The organism is Bifidobacterium sp. (assembly GCF_050874245.1).
GTDB lineage: Bacteria > Actinomycetota > Actinomycetes > Actinomycetales > Bifidobacteriaceae > Bifidobacterium.
In genome coordinates this window covers 1-24187 of sequence record NZ_JBNMKH010000001.1, presented here as the reverse complement: position 1 = coordinate 24187, position 24187 = coordinate 1, and the positions used below count along the sequence as shown (strand labels likewise).

Annotated in this window: 21 protein-coding genes and 1 riboswitch; of the genes, 12 read left to right on the top strand and 9 right to left on the bottom strand. The window is 59.6% G+C overall.

Annotated elements, in window-relative coordinates; genetic code table 11:
* Positions 1-31 precede the first annotated feature (31 nt).
* Positions 32-316, top strand: a complete 285-nt coding sequence (locus tag ACR0P8_RS00105; RefSeq protein WP_432622496.1) for a DUF3017 domain-containing protein — start codon at positions 32-34, stop codon at positions 314-316.
* Here ACR0P8_RS00105 and ACR0P8_RS00100 read toward each other — a convergent pair.
* Positions 230-1168, bottom strand: a complete 939-nt coding sequence (locus ACR0P8_RS00100) for an MIP/aquaporin family protein (protein ID WP_432622494.1) — start codon at positions 1166-1168, stop codon at positions 230-232. The genes ACR0P8_RS00105 and ACR0P8_RS00100 overlap by 87 nt on opposite strands.
* Positions 1169-1278: 110 nt before the next feature.
* On the opposite strand from ACR0P8_RS00100, the gene ACR0P8_RS00095 reads away from it, so the two are divergent.
* Together ACR0P8_RS00095 and der are read left to right on the top strand one after the other, a co-directional pair.
* Positions 1279-2052 carry a pseudouridine synthase gene (locus ACR0P8_RS00095; RefSeq protein WP_026645955.1) on the top strand — a complete coding sequence of 258 codons (774 nt, stop codon included), beginning with the start codon at positions 1279-1281 and terminating at the stop codon, positions 2050-2052.
* A complete protein-coding gene (gene der, locus ACR0P8_RS00090; RefSeq protein WP_432622492.1) occupies positions 2049-4178 on the top strand; it encodes a bifunctional cytidylate kinase/GTPase Der in 2130 nt (709 codons plus the stop codon). The genes ACR0P8_RS00095 and der overlap by 4 nt, the downstream gene beginning before the upstream one ends.
* A gap of 67 nt (positions 4179-4245) precedes the next feature.
* On the opposite strand, the gene ACR0P8_RS00085 is transcribed toward der, so the two are convergent.
* Complete coding sequence (locus tag ACR0P8_RS00085) at positions 4246-4659, bottom strand: hypothetical protein (protein ID WP_432622490.1); 414 nt, start codon at positions 4657-4659, stop codon at positions 4246-4248.
* 371 nt (positions 4660-5030) lie between these two features.
* On the opposite strand from ACR0P8_RS00085, the gene ACR0P8_RS00080 reads away from it, so the two are divergent.
* Positions 5031-5960 carry an AEC family transporter gene (locus tag ACR0P8_RS00080; protein ID WP_432622488.1) on the top strand — a complete coding sequence of 310 codons (930 nt, stop codon included), beginning with the start codon at positions 5031-5033 and terminating at the stop codon, positions 5958-5960.
* A 56-nt stretch (positions 5961-6016) separates the two neighbouring features.
* Here ACR0P8_RS00080 and ACR0P8_RS00075 read toward each other — a convergent pair whose 3' ends face one another.
* From ACR0P8_RS00075 to ACR0P8_RS00045, 7 genes are all read right to left on the bottom strand, one after another.
* Entirely contained in the window at positions 6017-6559 is a 543-nt protein-coding gene (locus ACR0P8_RS00075) for a TIGR00730 family Rossman fold protein (protein ID WP_432622486.1), read from the bottom strand.
* 120 nt (positions 6560-6679) lie between these two features.
* Positions 6680-7471 (bottom strand): SDR family oxidoreductase, encoded by a 792-nt coding sequence (locus ACR0P8_RS00070; protein ID WP_432622484.1) that lies wholly within the window; start codon positions 7469-7471, stop codon positions 6680-6682.
* 53 nt (positions 7472-7524) lie between these two features.
* The gene (locus tag ACR0P8_RS00065) at positions 7525-9042 is read right to left on the bottom strand and encodes an acyl-CoA reductase (RefSeq protein WP_432622482.1); all 1518 of its coding nucleotides are present in this window, start codon (positions 9040-9042) and stop codon (positions 7525-7527) included.
* The gene (locus tag ACR0P8_RS00060) at positions 9039-10181 is read right to left on the bottom strand and encodes a CoF synthetase (RefSeq protein ID WP_432622480.1); all 1143 of its coding nucleotides are present in this window, start codon (positions 10179-10181) and stop codon (positions 9039-9041) included. Before ACR0P8_RS00060 ends, ACR0P8_RS00065 begins: the two co-directional genes overlap by 4 nt.
* A gap of 57 nt (positions 10182-10238) precedes the next feature.
* Positions 10239-11639, bottom strand: coding sequence for a solute carrier family 23 protein (locus tag ACR0P8_RS00055; RefSeq protein ID WP_432622478.1), 1401 nt, complete (start codon positions 11637-11639; stop codon positions 10239-10241).
* Between the two features lie 88 nt (positions 11640-11727).
* Positions 11728-11830, bottom strand: a riboswitch (TPP riboswitch).
* A gap of 125 nt (positions 11831-11955) precedes the next feature.
* A complete protein-coding gene (locus tag ACR0P8_RS00050) occupies positions 11956-12693 on the bottom strand; it encodes an ABC transporter ATP-binding protein (protein WP_432622593.1) in 738 nt (245 codons plus the stop codon).
* Positions 12694-12744: 51 nt separating this feature from the next.
* Entirely contained in the window at positions 12745-14466 is a 1722-nt protein-coding gene (locus ACR0P8_RS00045) for an ABC transporter permease (protein WP_432622476.1), read from the bottom strand.
* A 199-nt stretch (positions 14467-14665) separates the two neighbouring features.
* Here ACR0P8_RS00045 and ACR0P8_RS00040 point away from each other — a divergent pair, with 199 nt between their 5' ends.
* From ACR0P8_RS00040 to ACR0P8_RS00005, 8 genes are all read left to right on the top strand, one after another.
* A complete protein-coding gene (locus ACR0P8_RS00040) occupies positions 14666-15538 on the top strand; it encodes a TrmH family RNA methyltransferase (protein WP_432622591.1) in 873 nt (290 codons plus the stop codon).
* Positions 15539-15605: 67 nt separating this feature from the next.
* Entirely contained in the window at positions 15606-16673 is a 1068-nt protein-coding gene (pheS, locus tag ACR0P8_RS00035) for a phenylalanine--tRNA ligase subunit alpha (RefSeq protein ID WP_026645965.1), read from the top strand.
* Positions 16674-16679: 6 nt separating this feature from the next.
* Positions 16680-19289, top strand: coding sequence for a phenylalanine--tRNA ligase subunit beta (gene pheT, locus ACR0P8_RS00030; protein WP_432622473.1), 2610 nt, complete (start codon positions 16680-16682; stop codon positions 19287-19289).
* A 59-nt stretch (positions 19290-19348) separates the two neighbouring features.
* Complete coding sequence (locus tag ACR0P8_RS00025; RefSeq protein ID WP_432622471.1) at positions 19349-20086, top strand: hypothetical protein; 738 nt, start codon at positions 19349-19351, stop codon at positions 20084-20086.
* Between the two features lie 143 nt (positions 20087-20229).
* On the top strand, positions 20230-21324 hold the full coding sequence (gene argC / locus ACR0P8_RS00020; protein ID WP_432622469.1) for an N-acetyl-gamma-glutamyl-phosphate reductase: 1095 nt from the start codon (positions 20230-20232) through the stop codon (positions 21322-21324).
* The gene (argJ, locus tag ACR0P8_RS00015; protein WP_432622467.1) at positions 21321-22493 is read left to right on the top strand and encodes a bifunctional glutamate N-acetyltransferase/amino-acid acetyltransferase ArgJ; all 1173 of its coding nucleotides are present in this window, start codon (positions 21321-21323) and stop codon (positions 22491-22493) included. Before argC ends, argJ begins: the two co-directional genes overlap by 4 nt.
* Before the next feature lie 11 nt (positions 22494-22504).
* Positions 22505-23461, top strand: a complete 957-nt coding sequence (gene argB, locus ACR0P8_RS00010; protein ID WP_432622465.1) for an acetylglutamate kinase — start codon at positions 22505-22507, stop codon at positions 23459-23461.
* Positions 23451-24187, top strand: a 737-nt coding sequence (locus tag ACR0P8_RS00005) for an aminotransferase class III-fold pyridoxal phosphate-dependent enzyme (RefSeq protein ID WP_432622463.1), incomplete at its 3' end; no start/stop codon positions are given. The genes argB and ACR0P8_RS00005, both read left to right, overlap by 11 nt.

The following is a 24187-nucleotide window of genomic DNA, read 5'->3' as shown; positions in this document are numbered from 1 at the left end:
ACACGCCGATATACAGCGAAAGGCCTGCGATATGAGTCATCCCTACGTTTCCGAAGACCATGAGGGCAAGCCTTGGTTCGAATGGATCGTCGCGTCGATGGTGGTCGTGGCCGCGGTACTGGCGGTCATCGGATATACGAAGGCCGCCACCGTGGTGATCGCGGTGACGGCCATCGTTACGGGACTGGTTCGGCTCGTGTTGCGCGAGCGGAGTCCCTGGAAAGTGCGCTCAGTCGGCTTCGACGCTTTCATCGGCATCGGTCTGGGCGTTGGACTGTTCATCCTGCTCGCCCTCGTGCCTGTCGGCATCGACTGATGCGTCGCCGTCCAAGACGTTTTCAAGCGCTTCGGAATCCTGCTCGGATTTCGAAGCGCTTTTCTTTGCACCGATGATGGATACGACGATGGCGGCCAGAGCGACGATGGCGGCTGCGAGAATCGGGCAGATCCAGAAAACCCACAGCTGCTGGAGCGGCTCCTGGGAAAGACCCTGATTCTGGGCGAAGATGGCGATGCCGGTGGCACGCGCCGGATTCAACGCGGCTCCGGTGACCGGATAGGTGATTGCGGCGCCGACGCCATAGGCGAATCCCATGGCGATGGCGCGCTGGGTGTTCGACTTCCCGTTGGCGCCGGCAGTGTTCAGCGCGGTCGCGACGATGATGATGCCGGCGATGAGCTCGACGACAATGGCGAGGGTAATGCTGAAGGACACACCATAGCTACCGAGTGTGGCGTAGGAGACGGAGTTCTTGTCGACGCCGTTGATCACCGGCGTCTTCCAGATTTTCAACGTCACCTGTTCGGAGGTCGGCAACAGAAAACGGGTCACGGCGCCAGCGCCGATGCCACCTAGAACCTGCGCGATGATGTAGAGAATCCCATCGAGCACGTGGGTCTTGCCGACAAGCATCGACGCGATGGAGATCGCGGGGTTGAACTGGGCTCCGGAGACCGCGCCGAGCATCATGGTGACGGCGGCATACGCCAATCCGGTCAGTGGCGCGATGAACGCCATGTTCACGCCGTAGATCGCGGAACCGAACGTGCAGATCGAGTAGATGGCGAAGCAGACGATGAAGCTACCGACCAGTTCCGCGCCGACGCGCAGGGCCAGTGGCTTGCTTTGTTCTTCCTCTGTTACGGACGTTGCTTCAACAGCAGTCATAGTCTTTCCTCTGTCATATAGTAGATAAGTTGCGGTTTCTGAAAATCGCCGAACGACTGCCATACTACCAGCAGTCCCTATAAGTATTATCCGGCCACGTTGGGAGAACGATGCCAAACGCATATTCCCGCGCCGCCAAGGCGCACAATCATGATAATGAAGGCATTCGCCTGCAGAAGCTTCTTGCCCAGGCGGGTTTTGGTTCCCGCCGTAAATGCGAGGAGATCATAACCGATGGTCGTGTCGAGATCGATGGCGAGTTGGTCACCGAGCTTGGCACCCGCGTCGATCCAAAGCATCAGGAGGTGCGTGTCGACGGTTCCCGCGTCCGCGTGAATCCGAACCATGTCACGCTTGCATTGAACAAGCCGAAGCGCGTGTTGAGCGCCATGGAGGATCCGAAGGGACGTTACACCCTACGCGACATCGTGGGCGACAAGTACGAGCGTATCTTCCATATGGGCCGTCTGGACTATGATTCGGAAGGCCTGATTCTCATGACGAACGATGGCGAGTTGAGCCAGCACGTCATGCACCCCAAGTACGAGGTGGAGAAAACCTACATCGCCACACTGGAAGGCCGTATCAGCGGCCAGGTGTGCCGTCGTCTCGTCACGACCGGCGTGAAGCTCGACGATGGCTGGATCAAGCTCGACCGTTGCGCGATTCTCGATGCCAATCGAGAGAGCACCCTTGTCAAGGTCGTGCTGCATTCCGGAAAAAATCGTATTGTACGTCGTATCTTCGGCTCGATCGGCTTCCCGGTGAGACGTTTGGTGCGCACCCAGATCGGTCCGATCAAGCTCGGTGATCTGAAGAGCGGCACGTACCGTGTGCTGTCGCAGACCGAGGTCCGCTCCCTGTCCAAGGCGGTGGGCCTGTGATCCGTGTAGCCATCGATGGGCCCGCCGGCGTCGGCAAATCCTCCACGTCCAAGGCGTTGGCCAAGTATTACGGTTTCGCATACCTCGACACGGGTGCCATGTACCGCGCATGTGCCTGGTGGTGCATGCACAAGGGCATCGATTTGGATGCCGAGACGGTTGACGAACAGCTCATCACCGAGACGGTAGGGGAGTTCTTCACCGACGGCCATTTCGATATCAGCGTCGATCCGGACGATCCGAAAGTGTATGCCGACGACGAGGACATCAGCGAAGCCATACGTTCTTCCGAGGTCTCCTCGCATGTGTCCAAGGTATCGAACATCATTCCGGTACGCCACGTCCTGATCGCCGCGCAGCGTGCCTACATCGCACGCGAGGCATCCTCCGACTCCTTCTCCGAAGGCTCCGGCGTGGTCGCGGAAGGCCGCGACATCACCACGGTCGTCGCCCCTGATGCCGAGGTTCGCATCCTGCTCACCGCCCGTGAGGAAGTGCGTCAGGCCCGCCGCAGCGGACAGGCCGCCTCCGGCGTGGGTGCGGAGAACGTCGCGGCCCGCGACAAGGCCGATTCGAAGGTCACGAATTTCACTTCCGCCGCGGAAGGCGTGCTGACCGTCGATAATTCCGACCTTGATTTCGGCGAGACGCTCGACGTGCTGATCCGCATCGTCGACGACGCCATCGAGGAGCAGGAATACCGTCAGTATGTTTCCAATCTCGAGGGATACGACCTTGATGAAGGCGATGAGGCTCTGATCGATGGATCCGCGTTCTCCGGCGGCGAACGTCAGAATGGGCCGAAGCCGGTCGGAGTGCTCGCCGTGGTGGGGCGTCCGAATGTAGGCAAATCCACGCTGGTGAACCGTATTCTTGGCCGTCGCGCCGCCGTCGTGGAGGACACGCCGGGAGTGACCCGTGACCGTGTGAGTTACGACGCGGAATGGTGCGGAACCGATTTCAAACTGGTTGATACGGGCGGTTGGGAAGCCGACGTGGAAGGCATCGAATCCGCCATCGCATCCCAAGCGCAGATCGCGGTCCAGCTGGCTGACGCCGTTATTCTCGTGGTGGACGGTCTTGTCGGTCTCACCGACACCGACGAACGCATCGTCAGAATGCTGCGTGCCGCCGGCAAACCGGTGACGCTTGCCGTGAACAAGGTCGATGATCGCGAGAGCGAATATCTGACCGCAGAATTCTGGAAGATGGGTCTGGGCGAGCCGTACGGCATCTCCGCCATGCATGGCAGGGGCATCGGTGAATTGCTGGATGCCGCGCTCGATTCGTTGAAAAAGGCCGAAAAGACCTCCGGTTTCCTCACGCCGTCTCATCTGCGTCGAGTGGCGTTGGTCGGTCGTCCGAACGTCGGCAAATCGTCCCTGCTGAACCAACTTGCCCATGAGGAGCGTAGCGTCGTCAATGATCTGGCCGGCACCACGCGCGATCCGGTCGATGAGGTCGTCACCGTCGATGGCGAGGACTGGCTGTTCATCGATACCGCCGGCATCAAACGTCGCCTGCACAAGCTGTCCGGTGCGGAGTATTTCTCCTCGCTGCGTACACAGGCCGCCATCGAGCGTTCCGAGCTCGCTTTGGTGCTGTTCGATGCGTCCCAGCCGATTTCCGATCAGGACCTGAAGGTCATGAGCCAGGCCGTGGACGCGGGCCGATGCATCGTGCTCGTGTTCAACAAGTGGGATCTGATGGACGATTTCGACCGCCAGCGTATGGAACGTCTGTGGAAGACCGAGTTCAACCGTGTGACCTGGGCGCAGCGTGTGAACCTGTCGGCGAAGACCGGGTGGCATACCAACCGTCTGGCCAACGCCATGCGCGGAGCTCTGGAATCGTGGGACAAGCGTATTCCGACCGGCAAGCTCAACGCGTTCCTCGGCAAGATTCAGGCGGCTCATCCGCATCCGTTGCGTGGTGGCAAGCAGCCTCGAATCCTGTTCGCCACGCAGGCTTCCACGCGTCCGCCGCGTTTTGTGATCTTTGCCACGGGCTTCCTTGAGCATGGCTACCGTCGTTATATCGAGCGTTGTCTGCGTGAGGAATTCGGTTTTGAAGGCTCGCCGATTCAGATTTCGGTGAACGTGCGTGAGAAGAAGAAGCGCAAGTAGCATCAGCGATTTCGATAATGGGGTGCGTACCACGGTTTCCTACCGGGCATGCACCCCATCTTTTTTGTCAGAACAGCGGCCGTTCCTCCGAGTCACGTGCCTCAAGAAATCCGGTGACCGCCCTACGGGCGAGCGAGCTCAGAGAAATCCCGTCTTTTTTGGCTTGTCTGCGGGCTTTTCGCCCCACTTCGTAGGGCAGTCTGATTTTCCATTCGTCGCCGAGCTGTTCGCGTCCGTTGCCTTGCTTGGGCATGCGTCCAAGGCCTACCGCGTCGAAGCTTCCGTCGGAATCGTCACGTTCGAGCGCCCTGCGGGTCAGCTCGGTGAGTGTGATGCCATCATGCTTGGCCCGTTCCCGTGCCCGCAGTCCGAGCTCTCGAGGTAGACGAATCTTCCACTCATCTTCGGGAAGCGTCGAATCGAAGACGTGCGCGAATCCGTCGACGTCGTCGAATTGAGGTTGGACTTCGCTTTGATCCAAATCGAATCACCTCTCCAAGCGTATACGGATTCCGTATGTTCCGGCCGAGCCGGTGAAAACCGGTCCCATGGCCTTTCTTTGCGGCTTCTTGGGGTGGCACTTGCCCCACCCTCCGATGCTCGGAACATATTATAGACCATCCACGGTTTCCGATCGGGGAAGATGGGACACACGTTGTTTTTCAGATGGATGTCGGAGTTCTTCAGTGGTTTGCGGCGATTCTCAGGTTTCCCACGTATCCGAATATTGAATGAATGTTTTCGAGCGCTACCCTGAATGTCATGACTGGACGGCATGCAAATCCGCGCCGCACGGTCACATTGTGTCGGGTGGTCCCGCAATGCGCGGATGACGCTCCTATACTCGGCCGTATGTTGTTCCAAGCCGGATCATTGCTACTCGTCATCATCAGCGTTTATCTGCTCAAGCGCATCCATATTTTTTCGGACAAATCATACAAAGTGGTGCAGGGCCTGGTGTTCAACCTCACTCTGCCTTGTGCCATCGTAATGAGCTTCGCCACGAACAAGCATCCGATGAATCTGCTGTGGCTGGTGGTTTTCGGATTGTTCGCCTGCATGATTCCGCTGTTCGTCGTGTACTTCGGATCACGAGGTGACGAGCCGCGGTATCGCGCCTACCAGATGCTTAACGCGTCCGGACTGAACATCGGCGCGTTCTGCTTGCCGGTGGTGCAGACCTTCATGGGACCAAGCGCCGGTCTGCCGGTCATCATGCTTGATATCGGCAACGCCATCATCGCCACCGCCGCATCCCTGACCATTACCCGCTCGTTGCTGCATCTGGGAAGCCCGACCAAAAATCTGCCATTGAGTCTGAAAATCAAGAACATCGCCCATGACTTCTATTCGTCGATCTCATTCGACTGCTACGTGCTCATGCTGGTGTTCATGTTTGCCGGATGGAGCGTGCCGCAATGGATAGTCACGCTCATCACGCCATTCGCCAACGCCAACGCGTTCGCCGCGATGGCCATGATCGGCCTCATGATGGAGATTCCCGACAACCATAAGGACCGTTCGGAACTCGGCAAGGTCATAGCATGGCGGTTCCTGTTCAGCATCATCATCGCATTGGCCGCTTGGTTTCTGCTGCCGCTCGACGAGCGTGTCCGCGAAATCGTGGTGTTGGCCGCATTCGCTCCGGTGACGATCTTCTCCACGAAATTCACAGATTCGTTGACCGGCAACGCCAAGCTTGCCGGCTTCTCACTGACCGTCACCGCGGTCATCGGATTGGCGATCATGACGGTTCTGCACGCGGTGTTGCCGGTGGCATGATTCCAACCATTCGAATCCCGGAACGGACAAGCATGTGGAGGTGCCGCAGGGGTGGCCTATGGGCGGGAACCGGCGATGATTCGTTCGATTTCCGCTAGGTTGGACGCGAAATAGATGCCTCGTTGCCGGTCCGCGGTGGAGAAACCCTCATCGACCATCCGCTGCAGGAAAGCCTTCATATCGTCGTAGAAACCGTTGAGATTATAGAAAATGCACGGTTGGGACAGCTGGCTGAGGCAGATTTTCGACACGACCTCGCTGATTTCCTCCAAAGTGCCCGTGCCGCCGGGGAAGGCGATGAACACATCGCCAAGCTCGATCATGCGCGTACGACGTTCGGTGATGTCCGGCACGATGACCAATTCGGTCAATCCTGTATGCGCGACACCTCGGTCCGCGAACATCTGTGCCTCGATGCCGGTCACTTCGCCGCCGTGGGATAGTACGGAATCGGCGATATCCGCCATCAATCCCTCATCGGATCCGCCGTACACCAGACGATTGCCGCTGTCAGCGATCCATGCGCCCAATTCCTCAACGGCTTCCTTATAGGACGGATCGTTGCCTTTATGCGCGCCGAGATACACGGTGATGTTCATGTTTCCTCCTTACCGGTGGACGTGCCGTGACTGTGAAGTCCTGTGCCGTGTGATGCCGGCGTCCGGGCCAACGCACCACTATACCCGCATGCTCCCGTGCTTCTGCGGCCCTCCGTTCGGTCAGCGCATCACAAGGCCGCCATCGACATGCAGGGTCTGACCGGTGATGAACGCCGCGTCATCGCCGGCGAGCATGGCCACGGCTCCGGCGATGTCATCGGCGGTGGCGAGTCTGCCCATCGGAGTGGATCTGATGATGCGTTCCCGTACATCCTCGGTGGTGGCTCGGCTCGAATCGGTGCCCACGGTGAGACCTGCTGCGATGGCGTTCACGGTCACGCCCCACGCGCCCGCCTCCTGCGCCAGAGAGCGGGTGAATCCGACAAGCGCGCCTTTTGCCGCGGTATAGTCGTGGTATGGGACGATGGGGGAGTCCACGAGGTTGCTGGAGATGTTGATGATGCGTCCGCCCGCTTGACGTCTCATCTGCGGTAGCACCGCCTCGCATGTGTTGTACGCGCCTTTGAGACAGCCCTCCAGCTGTGCCGCGTAATCGTTCCATCCGATCACGTCGAAGGTCCTGCGGTTGCGTGGATCGAACGAGTAATGCGCGAACGCGTTGTTGACGAGAATGTCCAATCCGCCGAACGTGGTGATTGCGGTGGAGACCATGTTCCGTACCTGTCCGGCGTCGGTGATGTCGGCTTTGCAGGTGATCACGCGTCCGGCCGCATCGCAGTCGTCCATGATATGCCGCGCGCACTGTTGGGCTCGCTCGTCATCGCTGACATAGTCGATGACCACACATGCCCCGGCCCGGACCAGACGCCGCGCGATGGCAGCGCCGATGCCGCGGCTCGCGCCCGTCACCACAGCCACACGTCCGTTCAATGGCAGAAGATCAGACTGCATGAAAGTTCCTTTCGATTCGGAGAAAAAGTTTTTACGGGATGACGTGGATGGAATCATTCGACATCCATGTCGAAGCCGTCGCAATACACGTCGGTGTTGCGTTCGATGTCGACCGCATGCACCAAATCAAGCAGATTGAAGCCGCCATCATGATGCCATCCGGATTTCGCGCGATTCATCTCGCCAAGGGGACATATGCGGTCAATGCCCATGGCGCCGACGCGCTGCGCCACCGCAAACAGCCTATCCGGCCCCAATGCCACACCACAAGTCTGCAGCCACTGCGCGTAGGGACGCAAAACCGGCAGCGCGTCCTCCACATGGTCCACCGCCACGACGTTGATGGTGCGGTTCAACGGCGTGGAGAGGGAGTCGGCCATGCCGACCGACGGATAATACAGTACCGTCCAATCGGTGCCCGAACGTGATTGGACGACGAACGGGTCGTCCGTTGCCGTGGAATCGTCATCGGATTCGCAGACGCCGGCCAGTGGACCGGCGCCCAGCATCAGGGCTTTCATCTGCGCTGTGGAACGAAGCCGCTGGATGGCCAGGGATTCTTCCTCGGAAGGTGTGGAACGGGGATATTTGCACTGTTGGGATTCCAGTTCGCAGGCGAGCAGCTCCGCGACATGGGCGGGAGGCACGGCGCCGTCGCGTTCCACGAACATGGTTTGCGGCGCCAGACAGCTTTGCTGGTCGTATGTGGCGACATCGATGGCCATGCGGTGAACGGTATCGGCATACAGGTCCGCGCGGAGAGCCTCATGACCGATCAAGGAGAAGCCGATTTTCGCGCCGTAACTCAGGAACGGCTTGCCGGAACGCACGCGGGGACGAATCGCCTCGGTGGCATGCGAGGAACCGTATGCGATCACCGCGTCCGCCTCGTCAATCGCCGCATCCTCCAAATCCACCGTGCCTCCACGCCATGGCACGATCGCCATCGCATCCGCCATATCGGGATCGACACTTGCCAGTGAACGGGCGAACAGCACCGGCATCAGCGGCTCGTCGAACGACGATTTGCCGAGAATCGAGCTTTTCGTCAGCAAGGACATCGTCATGCTCCACACCGGAATGCCCGGCACATTGCTGGAGAATACATGGAACGACAGTTCTGGACCATACAAGCGCGTGTATCCGCCCGATCGGTTCGGACGGTACTCGTCGAGCATCTGCGGGCAATCCAATTCGTCATCCACGAAACGCAGCAGCTCGCGTCTGCGAAACATGCGCATGTACCGTTTCAATTCGATACGCACCATGGAGGCGTCATAGCCGGTGATCGCGGGAATGAGACGTTCCGCAAGCCTACGTTCCGAGTACGATGGATTGGTCCACAATTCAACCGCCTGTGCGATGATGTCCACGATTCCATCCGTGGAATATCGTGCCAGCGTTCTCTCGCGATGCCGACGGACCGAATCAGCCAACGCGTGCACCGCGGAAGCGTCAAGCCGGGGAAAACGCAACGTCACCGTATCGCCGTCAGGCAACGAAACGTCGCGCGTGTCGAAATCGGAGAACGTGAAATCGCGAGGCGCGTGGAAAACATCGACGACGCTCATGCGTTGGCCGCCATCACCTCGTCGACGGTGATCGAGCAGCCGCGCGCCTCGGCACCCTTCGCACGGCCATTCAGTTCGTAGCCGTGTTCCGTACGCACGCCCAGATCCTCCGTCAGAATCGCCAGACAGGAATTCCAATTCGCCAGATCGTAATGCGCGATCACGCCCTGTTCCCCGTCGGCGACCGGCGTGAGCGTGGCCGGATCAAGGAATACCGAGCGCACCCAAGACGGCGTCTCCTTCAAATAATTCGACGAACCGTCCGTGTAATAGGATAGAATATTCTGGTCATAGATCTGGGAACTCAGCTCCGTCATGCCGTACATGTTCACACAATGCGTGCGCCGCACCCCGAACACGCGTCCGAACGCCGCATACAGGTCGTCGACGGTCATATCGGTACGGGTGCTTTTGAAACCGCCCGTGTCGAATATGCGCGAATCGGCTGCAAGACGATAGGTCTTGCCCTGCTTGTCCAGATAATCCAGCAGATACAAGTAGGCCGAAGACGCGCCCATCAGCATCACCGGCTCATTACCGGCCGAAGCCTTGTCGAGGAAATGCTCGACGCCGGTGAAATCAAGACCATCCTCATGGAAGAAGAAGCCACTGCCGTCGGCGCCACATTCCTGAATGGCACGGGTCAAATACCGTGACAGCGACGAATGCTCGTTCATATCCCATGCGGGGGAGAGCACCGCGATGCGGATGCGCTCGCGGTCGGGCATGATGAAATGCCTGAACGGCACGATCATCGATTCGTCCCATACCTCAAGATCGGGATGGAAATTGCGGCCACGTTGTCCGGGATGCGTGGTGCCGCTGGTGGTGAACACCGCCTCGCAATCATTTTCCGGCACGGAGGTGAGCGTCAGCATCTTGAAGCCATCGACCGGCATCGGTGGAATCTGCATCCAATTGGTGAGCGTCTGCGGAGTGACGCGTTTGGACATGCAGTAGGCGCGATAGGGGAGATTATGCTCGAACTGGAAAGAGAAGATGCGTCTGGCCAGCCTGTCGAACGCATCATCCGGCGCTTTGGCGCAACCGTATCGTGATATGAAGTCGAGCACCTCCCGCTTGATGTCCGCCTTCTGCTCGTCAAGTGTCGCCGATTCCTGCGATTGACGCGTGTTCATGCCATGTTCCTTTCCGTATGTCCGTATATGCGATGTCCGATGCCGTGACGGTGTCGATTATTCCGCTTGCTTCGTACGTTCCGTTTTCCCTGCGCGCCGCGCAATCATATCCGGCAGATCGATGACGAGCGCCTTGAGAATCACCACGCTGAACGCTCCTACCAGAATCGAGTTCGAGAAGAACACATGTGCTCCGCCTTCGAGGCCGCTGAGCGCGTTCGGCAAGGCGATGCCGAGCAGCAGGGAAAGACCGATCACCACTTGGTTGCGGTCGTTGCCTTCCACTTTGCGCAGCGTGTTGAAGCCGGTGCTGATGAGACTGGCCGCGGCCGGCAGGAAGATGCCGCCGATCACCGGGGATGGGATAAGGGAAAGCACCGCGCCGGCCTTCGGAATGAATCCAAGGACCACGAATACCACGCCTGCGATGATCACCGGCACACGGGTGCGTGTCTTGCCTTCATCGGTGACTTTGAGCAACGCGACGTTCTGCGGATATGCGGTGGTGGTGAAGCCGCCGATCAGCGAGGAGATCGCCGAGCCCGCGGCCTCGCCGGCAAGCCCATAGCGCACCTGGCGATTCTCAAGCTCTGTTCCCTGAATCTCCGTGGCGGCCTGATATACGCCGAGCGCCTCCATGATGGCCACCAGGTATGCGATGAGGAAAGGCACAAAAATCGCCGCATTGAAATCGAAGCCGCCATATGGCATGAATTTCGGTAGACCAAGCCACGGCTTGGACGAAACTTCGGAGAAATCCGCCATGCCGAACGCCAGCGACATCGCCGTTCCCACAACCAGCGCGATCAGATACGACAACGCTTTCGCCATGCCCTTGCCAAATTGGGAGAGCGCCACCACCAGAACACAGGTGACTATGGAAACAGCCAAGGTCTTCGGGTCGGCGAAACCCTTGTCGCCAGGCGCCCCGCCGAGGAATTCGCTTAACGTGAAGCTCGACAGCGACACACCGACGAGGAAGATGACCACGCCCGATACGATCGGAGCGAACAGAAACCGTAGCTTCTCTATCACGCGTGTCAGGCATAGCACGAGGAAAATCAGCGAGCTGATGAAGATCGACGTGCCCGCCGCGGCAAGAGAGCCGGCTGTGCCCGCCGCGATCATCAGCGCGTCGAACGCTGCCGAAGGACCCTGCACGATGGGAAGGCGCACCAGTTTGGTGGTCTGGATGAGCGTGACCAAACCGGACACGATGAAAATGGCGTTCACCATATTCGACGACAACGCCAGAGGAAGACCGATGGCTCCGGCCACGAACACCGGGTCGAGCCATACGTTGGACACAAGCACGTGCTGCAGGCCAAGCAAGGCGTTTTTAGGTGTGAGCTTGCCGGAAGCGCCTCCATCTCCGGCTGTCACGGATGCGGTCCCGTCCTGTGACCGCTTCGTGGATTGTGATTGCTCCGCCGTCGGCGATGACATTGTACTGGCCATGGGCATCCTCCGATTTCCGTTTGCCGCTTTTCCGTATGCTGCGATGATTCATCGAGACACAGAAGGCGCGCTTGCACGGAGCATGGCCATGCATGTGACCGGTACCATCCCTACGCAGGCATTATCCTGATCAGGTTGAAGGGTTCGGGCCTTGCCCGTCTCAGCCGCATTCGGCGCCCCTGTACTCGAAAATCCAATGATAGCGGCACCGTCCAACAAGACAAGACGACGGGAGGCTTTCCACGTGATGCCGATGATGGGAATGCCGTCCGTCGCCTTGCCGTCCAGTCGCTTTTCCGTCTGCCTGGAGCGTATCCTAGTTTCCTTGCCGTCCGCGCCTTCTGATCGGCGCCAGCTCGAACACCTCATCCGACGCCTTGGCCACTTCCGGACTGTGCGTCACAATGATGACGCAGCGATTCCCATCATGCGCAAGCGCCTGGAAGATGCCCATGATGTCGTCCTGGGTGGCGAGGTCGAGATTGCCGGTTGGCTCGTCCGCCACGATGATGGCCGGATCGTAGCTGAGCGCCCGGGCTATCGCAACGCGCTGCTGCTCGCCACCGGACAGGTGCAGGATGCGTTCGTTGGCGTATTCCTTGGGCAGATGCACTTGTTCGAGCAGCCCGTAGACGATGTCTTTCTTAAGCCTGTCGAAGGATTTGCCGGATGCGTCCATCGACAGGATGATGTTCTCCGCAACGGTGAGGTTGGGCAGCAGGTTGAAACTTTGGAATATCACGCCGATGTCGTGGCTGCGAAAACGATAACGGTCCCGCTTGGCCAGATCCTCCCCGTCTATTAGTACCTTGCCCTCCGTGGGAACGGCGAGTCCCGAGATAAGTGAGAGCAGCGTGGTCTTGCCCGCTCCCGATGGTCCGGTGATGGCATGCACTTTGCCGGCATGAAAATCATGACTGATGTTCCTCAGCACGCGTTTGCCGCCTTTGGTGTAAGCATAGCTGACATCGTCGAGACGAAGCGTCGGCGCATCCGTTTGGCGTGCTTGCCGTTCCGTGCCCTTTCCCGTTCCGCCGTCGATTGCGGCATTCATGTTTTTCGTGATCATGGGAAATCCTTTCAAAAGTGATGTGTGGTCGTGCGATCAGGAACGGTCGGCGAGGATCTGCAGCGGCTCGTAACGCAGCACGAACACCACCGCGACCAGCGCCGCGACCAGCGTCAGGCCCAGTCCGACGAGCAGCAGTTGCCCGACCACCTTGAGATTGACGGTCGCGTTGACGGAGGAGACATAGTCCACGGCGCGGCCCATCATGCCCGGTCCGCCCTGCGTCCGCCGCTGGGACTTTCCGCCATCGCCATTGCTTTCGTCAGCCGTTGCGGAACCGGCACTGGAATCGGAACCGTCCTTGGAATCGGTGGAATCGCCGGACTTCGTCATATCCCTACCGAATTGTTCGCGCTGGCCGATCTGCTGCGACTGCTGTTGCTCGATCTGGCTGGCAAGCAGCTGGTTGGACACCGGCACGGACACGGCCGCGCCCGCTCCCGCTCCTATGGCAAGACCGATCATGGTGACGATGAGCAGTTCCAATGTGAACTGCGCCGCCACCTTCACCTTGTTCACGCCGATGGCGGTGAGCACGCCGATTTCGTATTTGCGCTCGCGTACGTTAAGCAGGGTTATGACCACCAGCACGACCGCGCCGACGGCCAGCACCACGATCAGCAGCGTCAGGGCGAACTTCGAGAGGTTGTTCAATGGCACCAGGCTGGATTCGTAGTTTTCCACATCCGCGGAGGAAACGGTGTAGTCACTGCTCAGGCCCGCCTTTTTGGCGTCTTTGGCGAATGTCTCGTAATCGGATTTGCTGGAGCATACGTAGGTGTAGCTGAGCTGGGCGGCGGAATCGGAATCGGCGTCGGCATCAAGTCCCAGTGATTTCAGCGTGGACACGGACGTGTAGATGGCGTTGGCCGGGTCGGAGGCTGTGGAGCGCATCGGCCCTCCCATCTGCTGGGACGAGTCGGTGGAGTTTTTGTAGATGCCGACGATGGTGAGCTTGTAGGTGGTGTCCGAATCGTTGGTATCGGAGACGGTGATGGTGTCGCCGACGGAGAGGTTGTTGAAATCGGCGAGTGATTTGGAGATGATGACATCGCCGTCGCTGCTTGCGCCGTATCCGAACACTTTGCCATCCACCATGGTGAAGCTGCCGTTGGACGCGTTGGACACGGCCTCATCGGACGAGAAGCCGACCAATGAGAAATCGCCGGATACTATGGTTTCTCCGTCTTGACCGGACATGCCGCCACTGTCGCTCATCTTGCCGTCGGGTGGAGTGGATTGGCCATTCTGCTTGCCGGAAGCATCCGTGTCGTCGGAGCCGTCGCCGGACTTCTTGGCATTGTCGGAGCCGCTTGATTCGGACGAATTGTCCGAATCGCTGACCGGCTGGAAATCGTCGGTGGCGGAAAGCCCTGTGGTCTCCGTGTAATACGTGGATTTAACGGCTGAGGACGCCTTCGCGTATTTCTGGTAGTCGGCGAGTGAAAGCTGTTTGTCGGCCAAGGCGGACCGCATCGCATCGAAGTCGGGCTTGCCGTCGGTTTCGGATGAATCGGACGAGTCGGAATCCGTTGTGGTCTGCTGTCTCGATTCGTTGATGAGCTTGCTTCTGTCGAGGCTGATCTGAGCGGTGACGGTGGTGTCTGCCAGACCGTTCGTTCTGGCGGTGGTTGCGGCTTGACGGATGGAGAGACCGATTGTGACGGCGGCCGCGATGATGGTAACGATGACGATGATGAGAATGTTGCGGCCCTTGTTGCGGGTGACGCTTTTCCACGCGTTCCTGAGGACGAACATGGTGGTTTTCCTTATGTCTTATTGGTTGATGGTTCGCGCCGCTCGCGATCGGCGTTTAAGCCGATGGTAAAAACCGTATCTTGGCGTACGGCAGAAAGATGCTTTGCCGACGCTGGAACGTGACTGGGTGTTTGCTGAATGCCTCAAAACATGACATGTCTGCGCCTCAAACCGCTTCGAAGGTGTTAGGCTAATGCGCATGCCAATTAAATCCGAAGTCATTGCAAACCCGAAGGCGGAACGTATCCGCAGGGTCGCTGAACTCGCCGACCGCAAAGGACGCAAACGTTCCGGACGGTTCATGGTGGAAGGACCGCAGTCGGTGCGCGAATTGCTTGCCTGGCATCCCGACCTAGTCGAGGACCTGTATGTGGAGGTCGTCTCCGCAGAGCCGGATGCGACCTTCATCACCCCGATCGCGGCGCAGATGGCAGGGAAGGCCATGCAGGCCGGCGCCTATGTACATAAGGTGACGCACGATGTCATGCGACGTATGAGTTCCGATGCGCAAGGCGTGCTCGCCGTCGCCGACATGCGTGCTTTCCTTGATTCCGCCGTCATCGATGGAAACTCGGACGAGCATACGATGGTCGCGGCGTTTTGGCAGGTGCGAGACCCGGGCAATGCCGGCACCGTCATCCGGTCCGCCGATGCGGCCGGTTGCGCAGGCGTGGTGCTGGTCGACGATTGCGTGGACATCTTCAATCCGAAGGTGATTCGTTCTACGGCCGGTTCGCTGTTCCATCTGCCGGTCGTCACCATGGGCACGGACGAATATTTCGATTGGTGCGCCGAGCATGGACTTGCCGTCTATGCGGCCGACGTATATGGCACCGACGCGCGTCCGCCGGAACCGCTTACGGATGTGCTCGCCGTGCCGCAATCGCTTTCACAGGCCAAAACGGTGCTTTTCGGCAATGAGGCTCGCGGATTGGACAAGGATGTGTTGGAACGTGCGGACAGGATCGTGTCGATTCCGATTTACGGCAAGGCGGAATCGCTCAATCTCGGCACCAGCGCGGCGGTGATGCTGCTGAGCTTGGCTATGTCGAGTCGTATTGAAAGAATGTGAAGTCGTAAAAACGTTGGAATTGCGCGTTTTGTGCGCAAAGCAAACGGGTAAATAAGAAAGGTATCTCGTGGCAGAGGGTGCGGTATTCGACGCTCAAGCGGTAACCGATGCGGTTGCCGAGGGCATCGCGAAAATCGAAAACGCCTCCACTATGGAGGAATTGAAAGCCATCAAGACGCAGTACGCCGGCGCGGAATCCGCGATGACGCAGGCCAGCAAGGCCATCGGCGCGTTGCCCAAAGATCAGAAGAAGGACGCCGGCAAGCTCATGGGCAAGCTGCGCGCCGATTTCGGTCGTGCGTTCGGCACCAAGGAGAAGAAGGTCAAGGCCGAGGAGGAGGCTAGGGAGCTCGCCGCCGAAACCGTCGACATGACCCTGCCGGTCAACCGCAAGCCGCTGGGAGCACGCCATCCGCTGCCGAAGCTGATGGAGGACGTGGAGGACTTCTTCATCTCCATGGGCTGGCAGATCTCCGATGGTCCTGAGGTTGAAACCGAATGGTACGACTTCGACGCGCTGAACTTCGGCCCCGACCATCCGGCCCGCCAAATGCAGGACACTTTCTACGTCAAGGGAAACCAGGCCAAGGACGCCGCCGGCTTTGTCGGCTCCAACATGGTGCTGCGCACCCAGACCTCGTCCGATCAGGTGCGTGGCCTCATCACCCGTGGCGTGCCGCTGTACATCGCATGCCCCGGCCGCGTGTTCCGTACCGACGAGCTTGACGCCACCCACACTCCGGTGTTCCACCAGGTGGAGGCCCTCGCCGTCGACAAGCATCTGACCATGGCCGACCTGAAGGGCGTGCTTGACAAGCTCGCCGTGGCCATGTTCGGTCCGGAAGCCAAGACCCGTCTGCGTCCAAGCTACTTCCCGTTCACCGAGCCGAGCGCCGAGCTTGACCTGTGGTTCCCCGACAAGAAGGGCGGTGCCGGCTGGCTCGAATGGGGCGGCTGCGGCATGGTCAATCCGAATGTGCTGAAGTCCGCTGGGCTTGACCCGGAGGTCTACACGGGCTTCGCCTTCGGCGTCGGCGTGGAACGTACGCTGCTGCTGCGCCACGACATCAACGACATGCACGACCTGGTGGAGGGCGACGTGCGATTCAGCGAACAGTTTGTGATGGGGGAGTGATTGCCCATGCCAATGGTTGACATTGATTGGCTCAAGGACCATGTCGAGGTTCCGGAAGGCCTTACATACGAACAGCTTGCCAAGGATTTGGTGAAGGTCGGCCTTGAAGAGGAGGAGATTCACGCCTCTCAGGTCACCGGTCCGATCGTCGTCGGCTATGTGGTCGATGCGACTCCGGAGCCGCAGAAGAACGGCAAGATTATCAACTGGTGCCACGTGGATGTCGGAGACCAGTACAACGAGGTCGATGAGAACGGCAACAAGGTGCCGCGCGGCATCATCTGCGGCGCGCCGAACATGGCCGCCGGCGAGAAGGTCGTCGTGACGCTTCCGGGCGCCGTGCTTCCGGGCGATTTCAAGATCGAGCCCCGCAAGACCTATGGTCATATCTCCAACGGCATGTGCGCCTCCGAGCGTGAGCTCGGCCTGGGAGACAATCATGACGGCATCATCCTGCTGCGCAACTACGGTTTCACGCCGGAGGAATATGAGAAGCTCCAGCCGGGTGATGACGCCATGCATCTGCTGCACTTGGACCAGCCGTTGCTGGAGATCAACATCACCCCGGATCGCGGCTACGCGTTCTCCTATCGTGGCGTGGCGCGTGAATACCACCATTCCACCGGTGCCGTCTACACCGATCCCGCGATTGGTCTCGACAAGAAGGCGCCCGTCACCCAAGGACTGCCGGAGGGCACCAAGACCGACATCGAAGTGATTGTCGACGACAACAATCCGATTCATGGCGTCGCAGGCTGTGACCGTTACTATGCACGTGCCGTGCGAGGCTTCGATCCGGCCAGCCGTACGCCGAATTGGATGCGCCGCAGACTGACCCGCGCTGGTATGCGTTCCATCTCGCTGGCCGTGGACGTCACCAATTACGTGATGCTTGACCTGGGTCAGCCGATGCACGCCTATGATCTCGACAAGATCGAAGGGCCAATCGTCGTGCGTCGCGCCAACGAGGGGGAGAAGCTCACCACGCTTGACGGCAAGGACCATGACCTAAGCGTCGAGGACCTGCTGATCACCGATTCGCCGAACGGGGAACGCGGCTCGCGCATCCTTGGCATTGCCGGCGTCATGGGTGGTCTGTATGGAGAAGTCACCGCCGAGACCAAGAACATCCTGCTGGAATCCGCGCATTTCGATCAGGTATCGATCGCACGTTCCGCGCGCCGCCACAAGATTCCGTCCGAGGCGTCCCGCCGTTTCGAACGCGGTGTGGACAACCAGCTCCAGCCGGCAGCGGCTCAGATGGCGGCCGAGCTCATGGTCAAGTACGGCAACGGTGAGCCGAGCGAGCATCCGACCGACTACAACACCGTCGGCAACCGTCGTCCGATTCTGTTCAAGGCGTCCGAAGTGGCCCGCGTGGCGGGACTCGATACCGATGTGAACACCATCAGCGACATTCTCACCGACATTGGATGCACCGTGGCCGGTGGCGGCAACGGCGAGTTCTCCGTGACCCCGCCGAGCTGGCGTCCTGATCTCAATGAACCATGCGACCTGGTCGAGGAAGTGGCCCGTCTGGTCGGCTACGACGAGATTCCCGTCACCGTGCCGCCGGCGCCGGTCGAGGGCAAGGTGGGATTGACTCCCGAGCAATTGCGCAAGCGTCAGGTCGCCGACGAACTCGCCGAATACGGCATGGTGGAAACCCTGAGCTATCCGTTCGTGGGAGACGAGGATTACAAGAATTTCGCGCTTGATGCCGATGCGACCAAGAAGGTCAGCGTCGGAATCGCGAATCCTCTGGCCGGTGATCGTCCGTTCCTGCGCCGCGATATCATCCCGACACTCGCCCAGACCGTGCAACGCAACCTGCGCCGCGGCGCTGAGAACGTGTCGCTGTACGAAATCGGACATGTCTACCTGTGGGATCCGAACGCTCCGGCGATTCCCGCATTGCCGGGTGCCGTCAAACCAACCGACGAGCAGCTTGCGGCGCTTGATGCGGGACTTCCCGATCAGCCATTGCATGTCGCCGGCATCTTCACCGGCAATGCCGTCGATTCCGGTTGGCTGGGCGAACGTCGTGCCGTGGACTGGTCCGATGCCGTTGAGGCCGTGAGACGTATTTCCGATCGTATCGGCGCCGGCGTCGCGCTGGACCAGCCGAAGGGCGAGGACGTGCCGGCGCAATGGCATCCGGGTCGTGCGGCCCGTGTGATGGTGGGGAATACATTCGTCGGCATGGTTGGCGAGCTGCATCCCCATGTCAACGAGGCGCTGGGATTCCCGGCTCATTCCTCAGCATTTGAGCTGGATTTGACCGCGCTGTTCGCCACATTGAGCGGTAAGCCGGTTCAGGCCAAGCCGATTTCCACCTTCCCGCCGGTCAAGCAGGATCTGGCCTTCACCGTGTCCACGGACGTCACCGCCGCCGAGCTCGAGAAGACCATCGTCGACGCAGCCGGCGACAGCCTGGAAAGCATCGACCTGTTCGACGTGTATACCGGCGACCAGCTGGGAGAAGGTCTGAAATCCCTCGCATACGCGGTCACATTCCGTGCGGGAGACAAGACGCTGACCTCCGAGGACAGCGAAGCAATCCGCAAGCGCATCGTCGATGCGGCGGCAAAACTGGGTGCGCAGTTGCGTGCCTGAACCAATAAGCCGGGACCAGTGGTCCCGGCGACGGTCCGGATGACAGACAAGAGGACGATATGAGCGAACCGGAGCAGAACCAGCCGATTAATCCCGACGGAAAACAAGGGGAGGCCGGTACCGCTCCGGTTCCGTCGTCTCCGTCTGCGAATGAACCACAGACTGCGAAGTCATCCGACCTGCCGGAGTTCGGGCAATACTCGCAACCTGAATATGGCGCGATGTCCAACCAGTACCCTTCGAACTACAATCCATATGTATATGGAGCGCCGGAACCGGACAAGCCGGAAATCCAGGCGCAGCAGGGAGTGCCACTGCCAGCCGATGGCCAACGCGCGCAAAACGGCGGGCAACCGGCAAATCCGTATGCCGCACCGCCCCGGCAGCAGGCGGGACAACGCAACGGACAGTATCCGTATGCGCCGAATCCGTATGGGCAGAACCCTTACCAGCGGCCCGGCATGTATCCCATCGATCTTGATGATCCGCAGCAGAATCCTATGTACGGACATTGGGACAGTTATGCGATCATCTCCCTCATATTCGCGATTCTGCTGCCGGTGCCGGTCATCCCCGCGGTGATGGGAGCGGTCGCCATGTGGCGCACCAAGAAGCTCCACATGAAAGGCTACGCGCTCGGCGTCGCCGCATTGATCATCAATGTGCTGTACACTCTCGCCGTGCTTTGGATGACGGTCCACGGTATATCGACGTCGGATCTTTACAGTCAGATGATGCAGTACATGTTCGACGGCGGTTCCGGATCAGGAGACGGTTCGAGCTCAATCAGCGCCTGAAAACCTGCGATTTGGACAGTCTCCGTGGTCACCTACCGAGGCGTTGACCACTATCCGACACGATTGAAATGCATAATTATGCAATGTAGTGCATAAAGTGTATGCTGAATGTGTTTCAACGAGTCAAGGAAAAGAGACGTGACATGGCCAAATACACGGTAGCCGTGGCCGGCGCGACTGGGTATGCTGGTGGTGAGGCGCTGCGAATACTCGCGGCGCATCCGAATTTCGAGGTGACCTGCGTTGCCGGACATTCTTCGGTAGGGGACAGACTCGGCAAGCATATGCCGCATATCCCTCAGCTGGCGGACCTCGTAGTGGAGGACACCACTCCTGAAGTGCTCAACGGTCACGATGTGATCATCCTCGCATTGCCGCATGGCGCTTCCGGAGCGTTGGCATCGCATCTCGATCCGAATGCCGTGGTGGTCGACTTAGGGGCCGACCACCGTCTTGAGGAAAAAAACGCGTGGGACGCGTTCTACGGCGGAGATTTTTACGAGCATTGGACCTATGGCATGCCGGAACTCATCACCGGCATCGCGGATGACGAATCCTACATCCGCCAGCGCGAAGCTCTTTCCGGCGTCAAGCGCATCGCGGGACCGGGATGCAATGTCACCGCCACCACATTGGCGCTGCAGCCCGGCATCGCGCAAGGCCTCGTCGAGCCGAAAGACATCGTCGCCGATCTGGTGGTCGGCTATTCCGGAGCCGGCAAGAATCTGAAACGTACGAATCTGCTCGCGGCAGAGGCGTTTGGTTCCGCACTGCCCTATTCGGTGGGCGGCACGCACCGCCATATTCCGGAAATCCTGCAGAATTTCGCGCATGCGGCCGGGAAAAGCGCCGCTCACGCGGATGACTACACCCTTACCTTTACTCCGATTCTGGCTCCGATGGCTCGCGGCATCCTCGCCTCCGTTTCCGCCAGACTCACCGATAAAGCGTTGGGCATGACGGACGAGGAAATCCGTCAGGTCTGGCTCGACGCCTATAGGGGACAGGAATTCATGGTGGTGCTGCCGGAAGGTGTGATGCCGGCAACCGCCAACATCATCGGCTCGAACGCGGCGCATATCCAAGTGGTCGTCGACCACAACGCCGGACGTCTTCTGGCGTTCGCCGCCATCGACAACCTCAACCGAGGTACCGCCGGACAGGCCGTGCAGTCGTTGAATGTGGCATTGAGACTTCCTGAGGATGCAGGATTGACGAAGATTGGAGTGGCACCGTGAGCGTAACGTTCGCACAAGGTTTTTCCGCGGCTGGAGTTTCGGCCGGCATTTCCGCGGTCGAAGGCAAAAAGGACCTGGCCCTTGTGGTCAACAATGGCCCGTTTGACGCCGCCGCTGGTGTGTTCACGTCGAACCGCTTCTGTGCGGCTCCGGTGCAGTGGTCTCGTTCCGTTGTGGCCGATGGCCATGTGAAGGCTGTGATTTTGAATTCCGGCGGTGCCAACGCATGCACCGGCAAGCCAGGATACGAACAGTCCAAGGCCACGGCCGAAAAGGTCGCCGGACTCGTCGGCACCAAGGCCGAAGACGTGGCGGTATGCTCCACCGGGCTGATTGGCGAGCTGCTGCCGCTCGACAATGTGCTGTCGGGGGCGGACAAGGCGTTCGAGGCTCTTGCCGACACCGCGCAGGCCGGATCCGATGCGTCACACGCCATCATGACCACCGATACCAAGCCGAAGACCGTCGAACTGGAAGGTTCCAATGGTTTCCGCATCGGCGGTATGGTCAAGGGTTCGGGCATGATCGCCCCGCAGTTGGCCACCATGCTGTGCGTCATCACCACCGACGCGGTCGTGAGCGCCGGGCAGCTCCAGGCCGCGTTGAACGCCGGGGTGGAGCTGTCGTTCAACCGCATCGACGTGGATGGCTGCATGTCCACCAACGACACCGTCCTGCTGCTGGCATCAGGCGCCTCCGGCGTCGAACCGGATCCGGATGAGTTCAATGAGCTCGTGGCCAAGGCCACAGCCTCGTTGGCACGTCAAATCATCGGCGACGGCGAAGGCGCGAGCCATGACATCCGTGTCAAGGTGTCCGGCGCCACCACTGAGGAAGCCGCCTTGGCCTGCGGTCGTGCGGTCGCAGCGTCAAATCTTCTCAAGTGCGCCATTTCCGGCAACGATCCGAACTGGGGGCGCATCGTCAGCTCCCTCGGCACGGTCCCTCCGGAAATCGCCCCATACGATTCGGAGAAGGTCACGGTAGATGTCAACGGTGTGCGCATCTGCGAGAACGGAGGCGCCGGACGTGACCGTTCCGAAGTGGATATGACTCCACGAGAGGTGCATATCGATATCGATCTGAATGCCGGAGACGCCGAAGCGACCGTCTGGACTGATGATCTGACCCACGAATACGTACACATCAACGCCGACTATGAAAGCTGATTGAGACAGGAATGGTCAAAGAACTCAAAGGACCTGGATTCCATTTCGACGTGCACACCGATCTGCGCGCCGACCAGAAGGCGGAAGTGCTGATCGAGGCATTGCCATGGCTTGAGGAATTCGCCGGACAGCGCATCGTCATCAAATACGGCGGCAATGCGATGATCGACGACCACCTGAAGGCCTGCTTCGCCGAGGATATGGTGTTCTTGCGACAGGTGGGCTTGCATCCGGTCGTGGTGCATGGCGGAGGGCCGCAGATTTCCCGCATGCTCAAAGCTTTGGGCATCAAATCCGAGTTCAAAGGTGGACTGCGCGTCACTACTCCGGAGGCCATGGACGTGGTGCGCATGGTGCTGACAGGAAAGGTGTCTCGCGAACTCGTTGGTCTGATCAATGCGCATGGGCCGTTCGCTGTCGGCCTGTCCGGCGAGGATGGCGCCCTGTTTTCAGCCATGCAGCGCAAGCCGATCATTGATGGCAAGCCCACCGACATCGGTTTGGTCGGCGATGTGGTGAGCGTCGATGCCTCTGCCGTTGAGGATTTGATCAACGCCGGGCGAATCCCCGTGGTTTCCTCGGTGGCGCCGAACGAGGATGACGCCACCGAAGTGCTCAATGTGAACGCGGATTCCGCGGCTGCGGCCCTTGCCGCCGCGCTTGGCGCCAGCAAGCTGGTCGTATTGACTGATGTCGATGGACTGTACGCCGATTGGCCTGATCGTGATTCTTTGATCGGACGCATCGGCGTGGAGAACCTGCGTGACATGCTTCCTGATTTGGAAAGCGGCATGCGGCCGAAGATGGAAGCCTGCGTGCGTGCCATCGACGGCGGCGTGCCACGCGCCCACATCATCGACGGGCGTAAGCCGCATTCCATCCTGAACGAGATCTTCACCACCGACGGCATCGGCACCATGGTCGTGCCCGAGGACGGTATCGAAATGAGGAGTTCCTATGGCAACTGAACAACTGGAAACGCTTGGTTCCGAAGATTCCAAGTGGCTGGGGGAGTACTCCCAGGTGCACATGAACGTGTTCGGCACGCCCCTGCGTGTGATGGACCACGGTAAGGGCGCCCATATCTGGGACGTTGACGGCAACGAGTACCTCGACTTTCTTGCCGGCATCGCCGTCAACGCGCTCGGCTACGCCCATCCGAAGTGGGTGAAGGCCGTCAGCGAGCAGGCTGCCAAAGCGGCCCATGTGAGCAATTACTTCGCGACCGAGCCGCAGATTAAACTCGCCGCCAGACTTATCAAGCTGGCCGGAGCTCCGGAAGGATCCCACGTCTACTTCGGCAATTCCGGAGCGGAGGGCAATGAGGCCGCGTTGAAACTCGCCAAACTCTACGGATCCACTCTTCCAGGAGCGTTGCCCGAAATCGGCGGCAAACCGGCGCGTATCATCTCCATGACCCATGGTTTCCACGGGCGTACCATGGGAGCGTTGTCCGCAACATGGAAGCCGGCCATCCGTGAGCGCTTCGAACCACTGGTGCCGAATTTCGAGTTCGTTGAAGCCGGAGACATCCAGGCTCTGCACGACGCCTTTGCCGAAACCGGCCAGGGCAAATACGGCAAGGGTCCGGTCGCCGCCGTCATCATGGAGCTCATCCAAGGTGAGGCCGGTGTGATGCCGCTTGGCGCGGACTATGTGAAGGCAGCCCGCAAGCTGTGCGATGAGAACAAGGC

What these genes read in the sequence shown, in the direction of transcription:
- argC (WP_432622469.1), top strand. Translation starts at nt 20,230, where the DNA reads ATGGCCAAATACACGGTAGCCGTGGCCGGCGCGACTGGGTATGCTGGT.
- ACR0P8_RS00045 (WP_432622476.1), bottom strand. Translation starts at nt 14,466, where the DNA reads ATGTTCGTCCTCAGGAACGCGTGGAAAAGCGTCACCCGCAACAAGGGC.
- ACR0P8_RS00060 (WP_432622480.1), bottom strand. Translation starts at nt 10,181, where the DNA reads ATGAACACGCGTCAATCGCAGGAATCGGCGACACTTGACGAGCAGAAG.
- ACR0P8_RS00070 (WP_432622484.1), bottom strand. Translation starts at nt 7,471, where the DNA reads ATGCAGTCTGATCTTCTGCCATTGAACGGACGTGTGGCTGTGGTGACG.
- ACR0P8_RS00075 (WP_432622486.1), bottom strand. Translation starts at nt 6,559, where the DNA reads ATGAACATCACCGTGTATCTCGGCGCGCATAAAGGCAACGATCCGTCC.
- ACR0P8_RS00040 (WP_432622591.1), top strand. Translation starts at nt 14,666, where the DNA reads ATGCCAATTAAATCCGAAGTCATTGCAAACCCGAAGGCGGAACGTATC.
- ACR0P8_RS00100 (WP_432622494.1), bottom strand. Translation starts at nt 1,168, where the DNA reads ATGACTGCTGTTGAAGCAACGTCCGTAACAGAGGAAGAACAAAGCAAG.
- ACR0P8_RS00050 (WP_432622593.1), bottom strand. Translation starts at nt 12,693, where the DNA reads ATGAATGCCGCAATCGACGGCGGAACGGGAAAGGGCACGGAACGGCAA.
- ACR0P8_RS00025 (WP_432622471.1), top strand. Translation starts at nt 19,349, where the DNA reads ATGAGCGAACCGGAGCAGAACCAGCCGATTAATCCCGACGGAAAACAA.
- ACR0P8_RS00055 (WP_432622478.1), bottom strand. Translation starts at nt 11,639, where the DNA reads ATGGCCAGTACAATGTCATCGCCGACGGCGGAGCAATCACAATCCACG.
- ACR0P8_RS00065 (WP_432622482.1), bottom strand. Translation starts at nt 9,042, where the DNA reads ATGAGCGTCGTCGATGTTTTCCACGCGCCTCGCGATTTCACGTTCTCC.
- argB (WP_432622465.1), top strand. Translation starts at nt 22,505, where the DNA reads ATGGTCAAAGAACTCAAAGGACCTGGATTCCATTTCGACGTGCACACC.
- ACR0P8_RS00080 (WP_432622488.1), top strand. Translation starts at nt 5,031, where the DNA reads ATGTTGTTCCAAGCCGGATCATTGCTACTCGTCATCATCAGCGTTTAT.
- ACR0P8_RS00095 (WP_026645955.1), top strand. Translation starts at nt 1,279, where the DNA reads ATGCCAAACGCATATTCCCGCGCCGCCAAGGCGCACAATCATGATAAT.
- pheT (WP_432622473.1), top strand. Translation starts at nt 16,680, where the DNA reads ATGCCAATGGTTGACATTGATTGGCTCAAGGACCATGTCGAGGTTCCG.
- ACR0P8_RS00105 (WP_432622496.1), top strand. Translation starts at nt 32, where the DNA reads ATGAGTCATCCCTACGTTTCCGAAGACCATGAGGGCAAGCCTTGGTTC.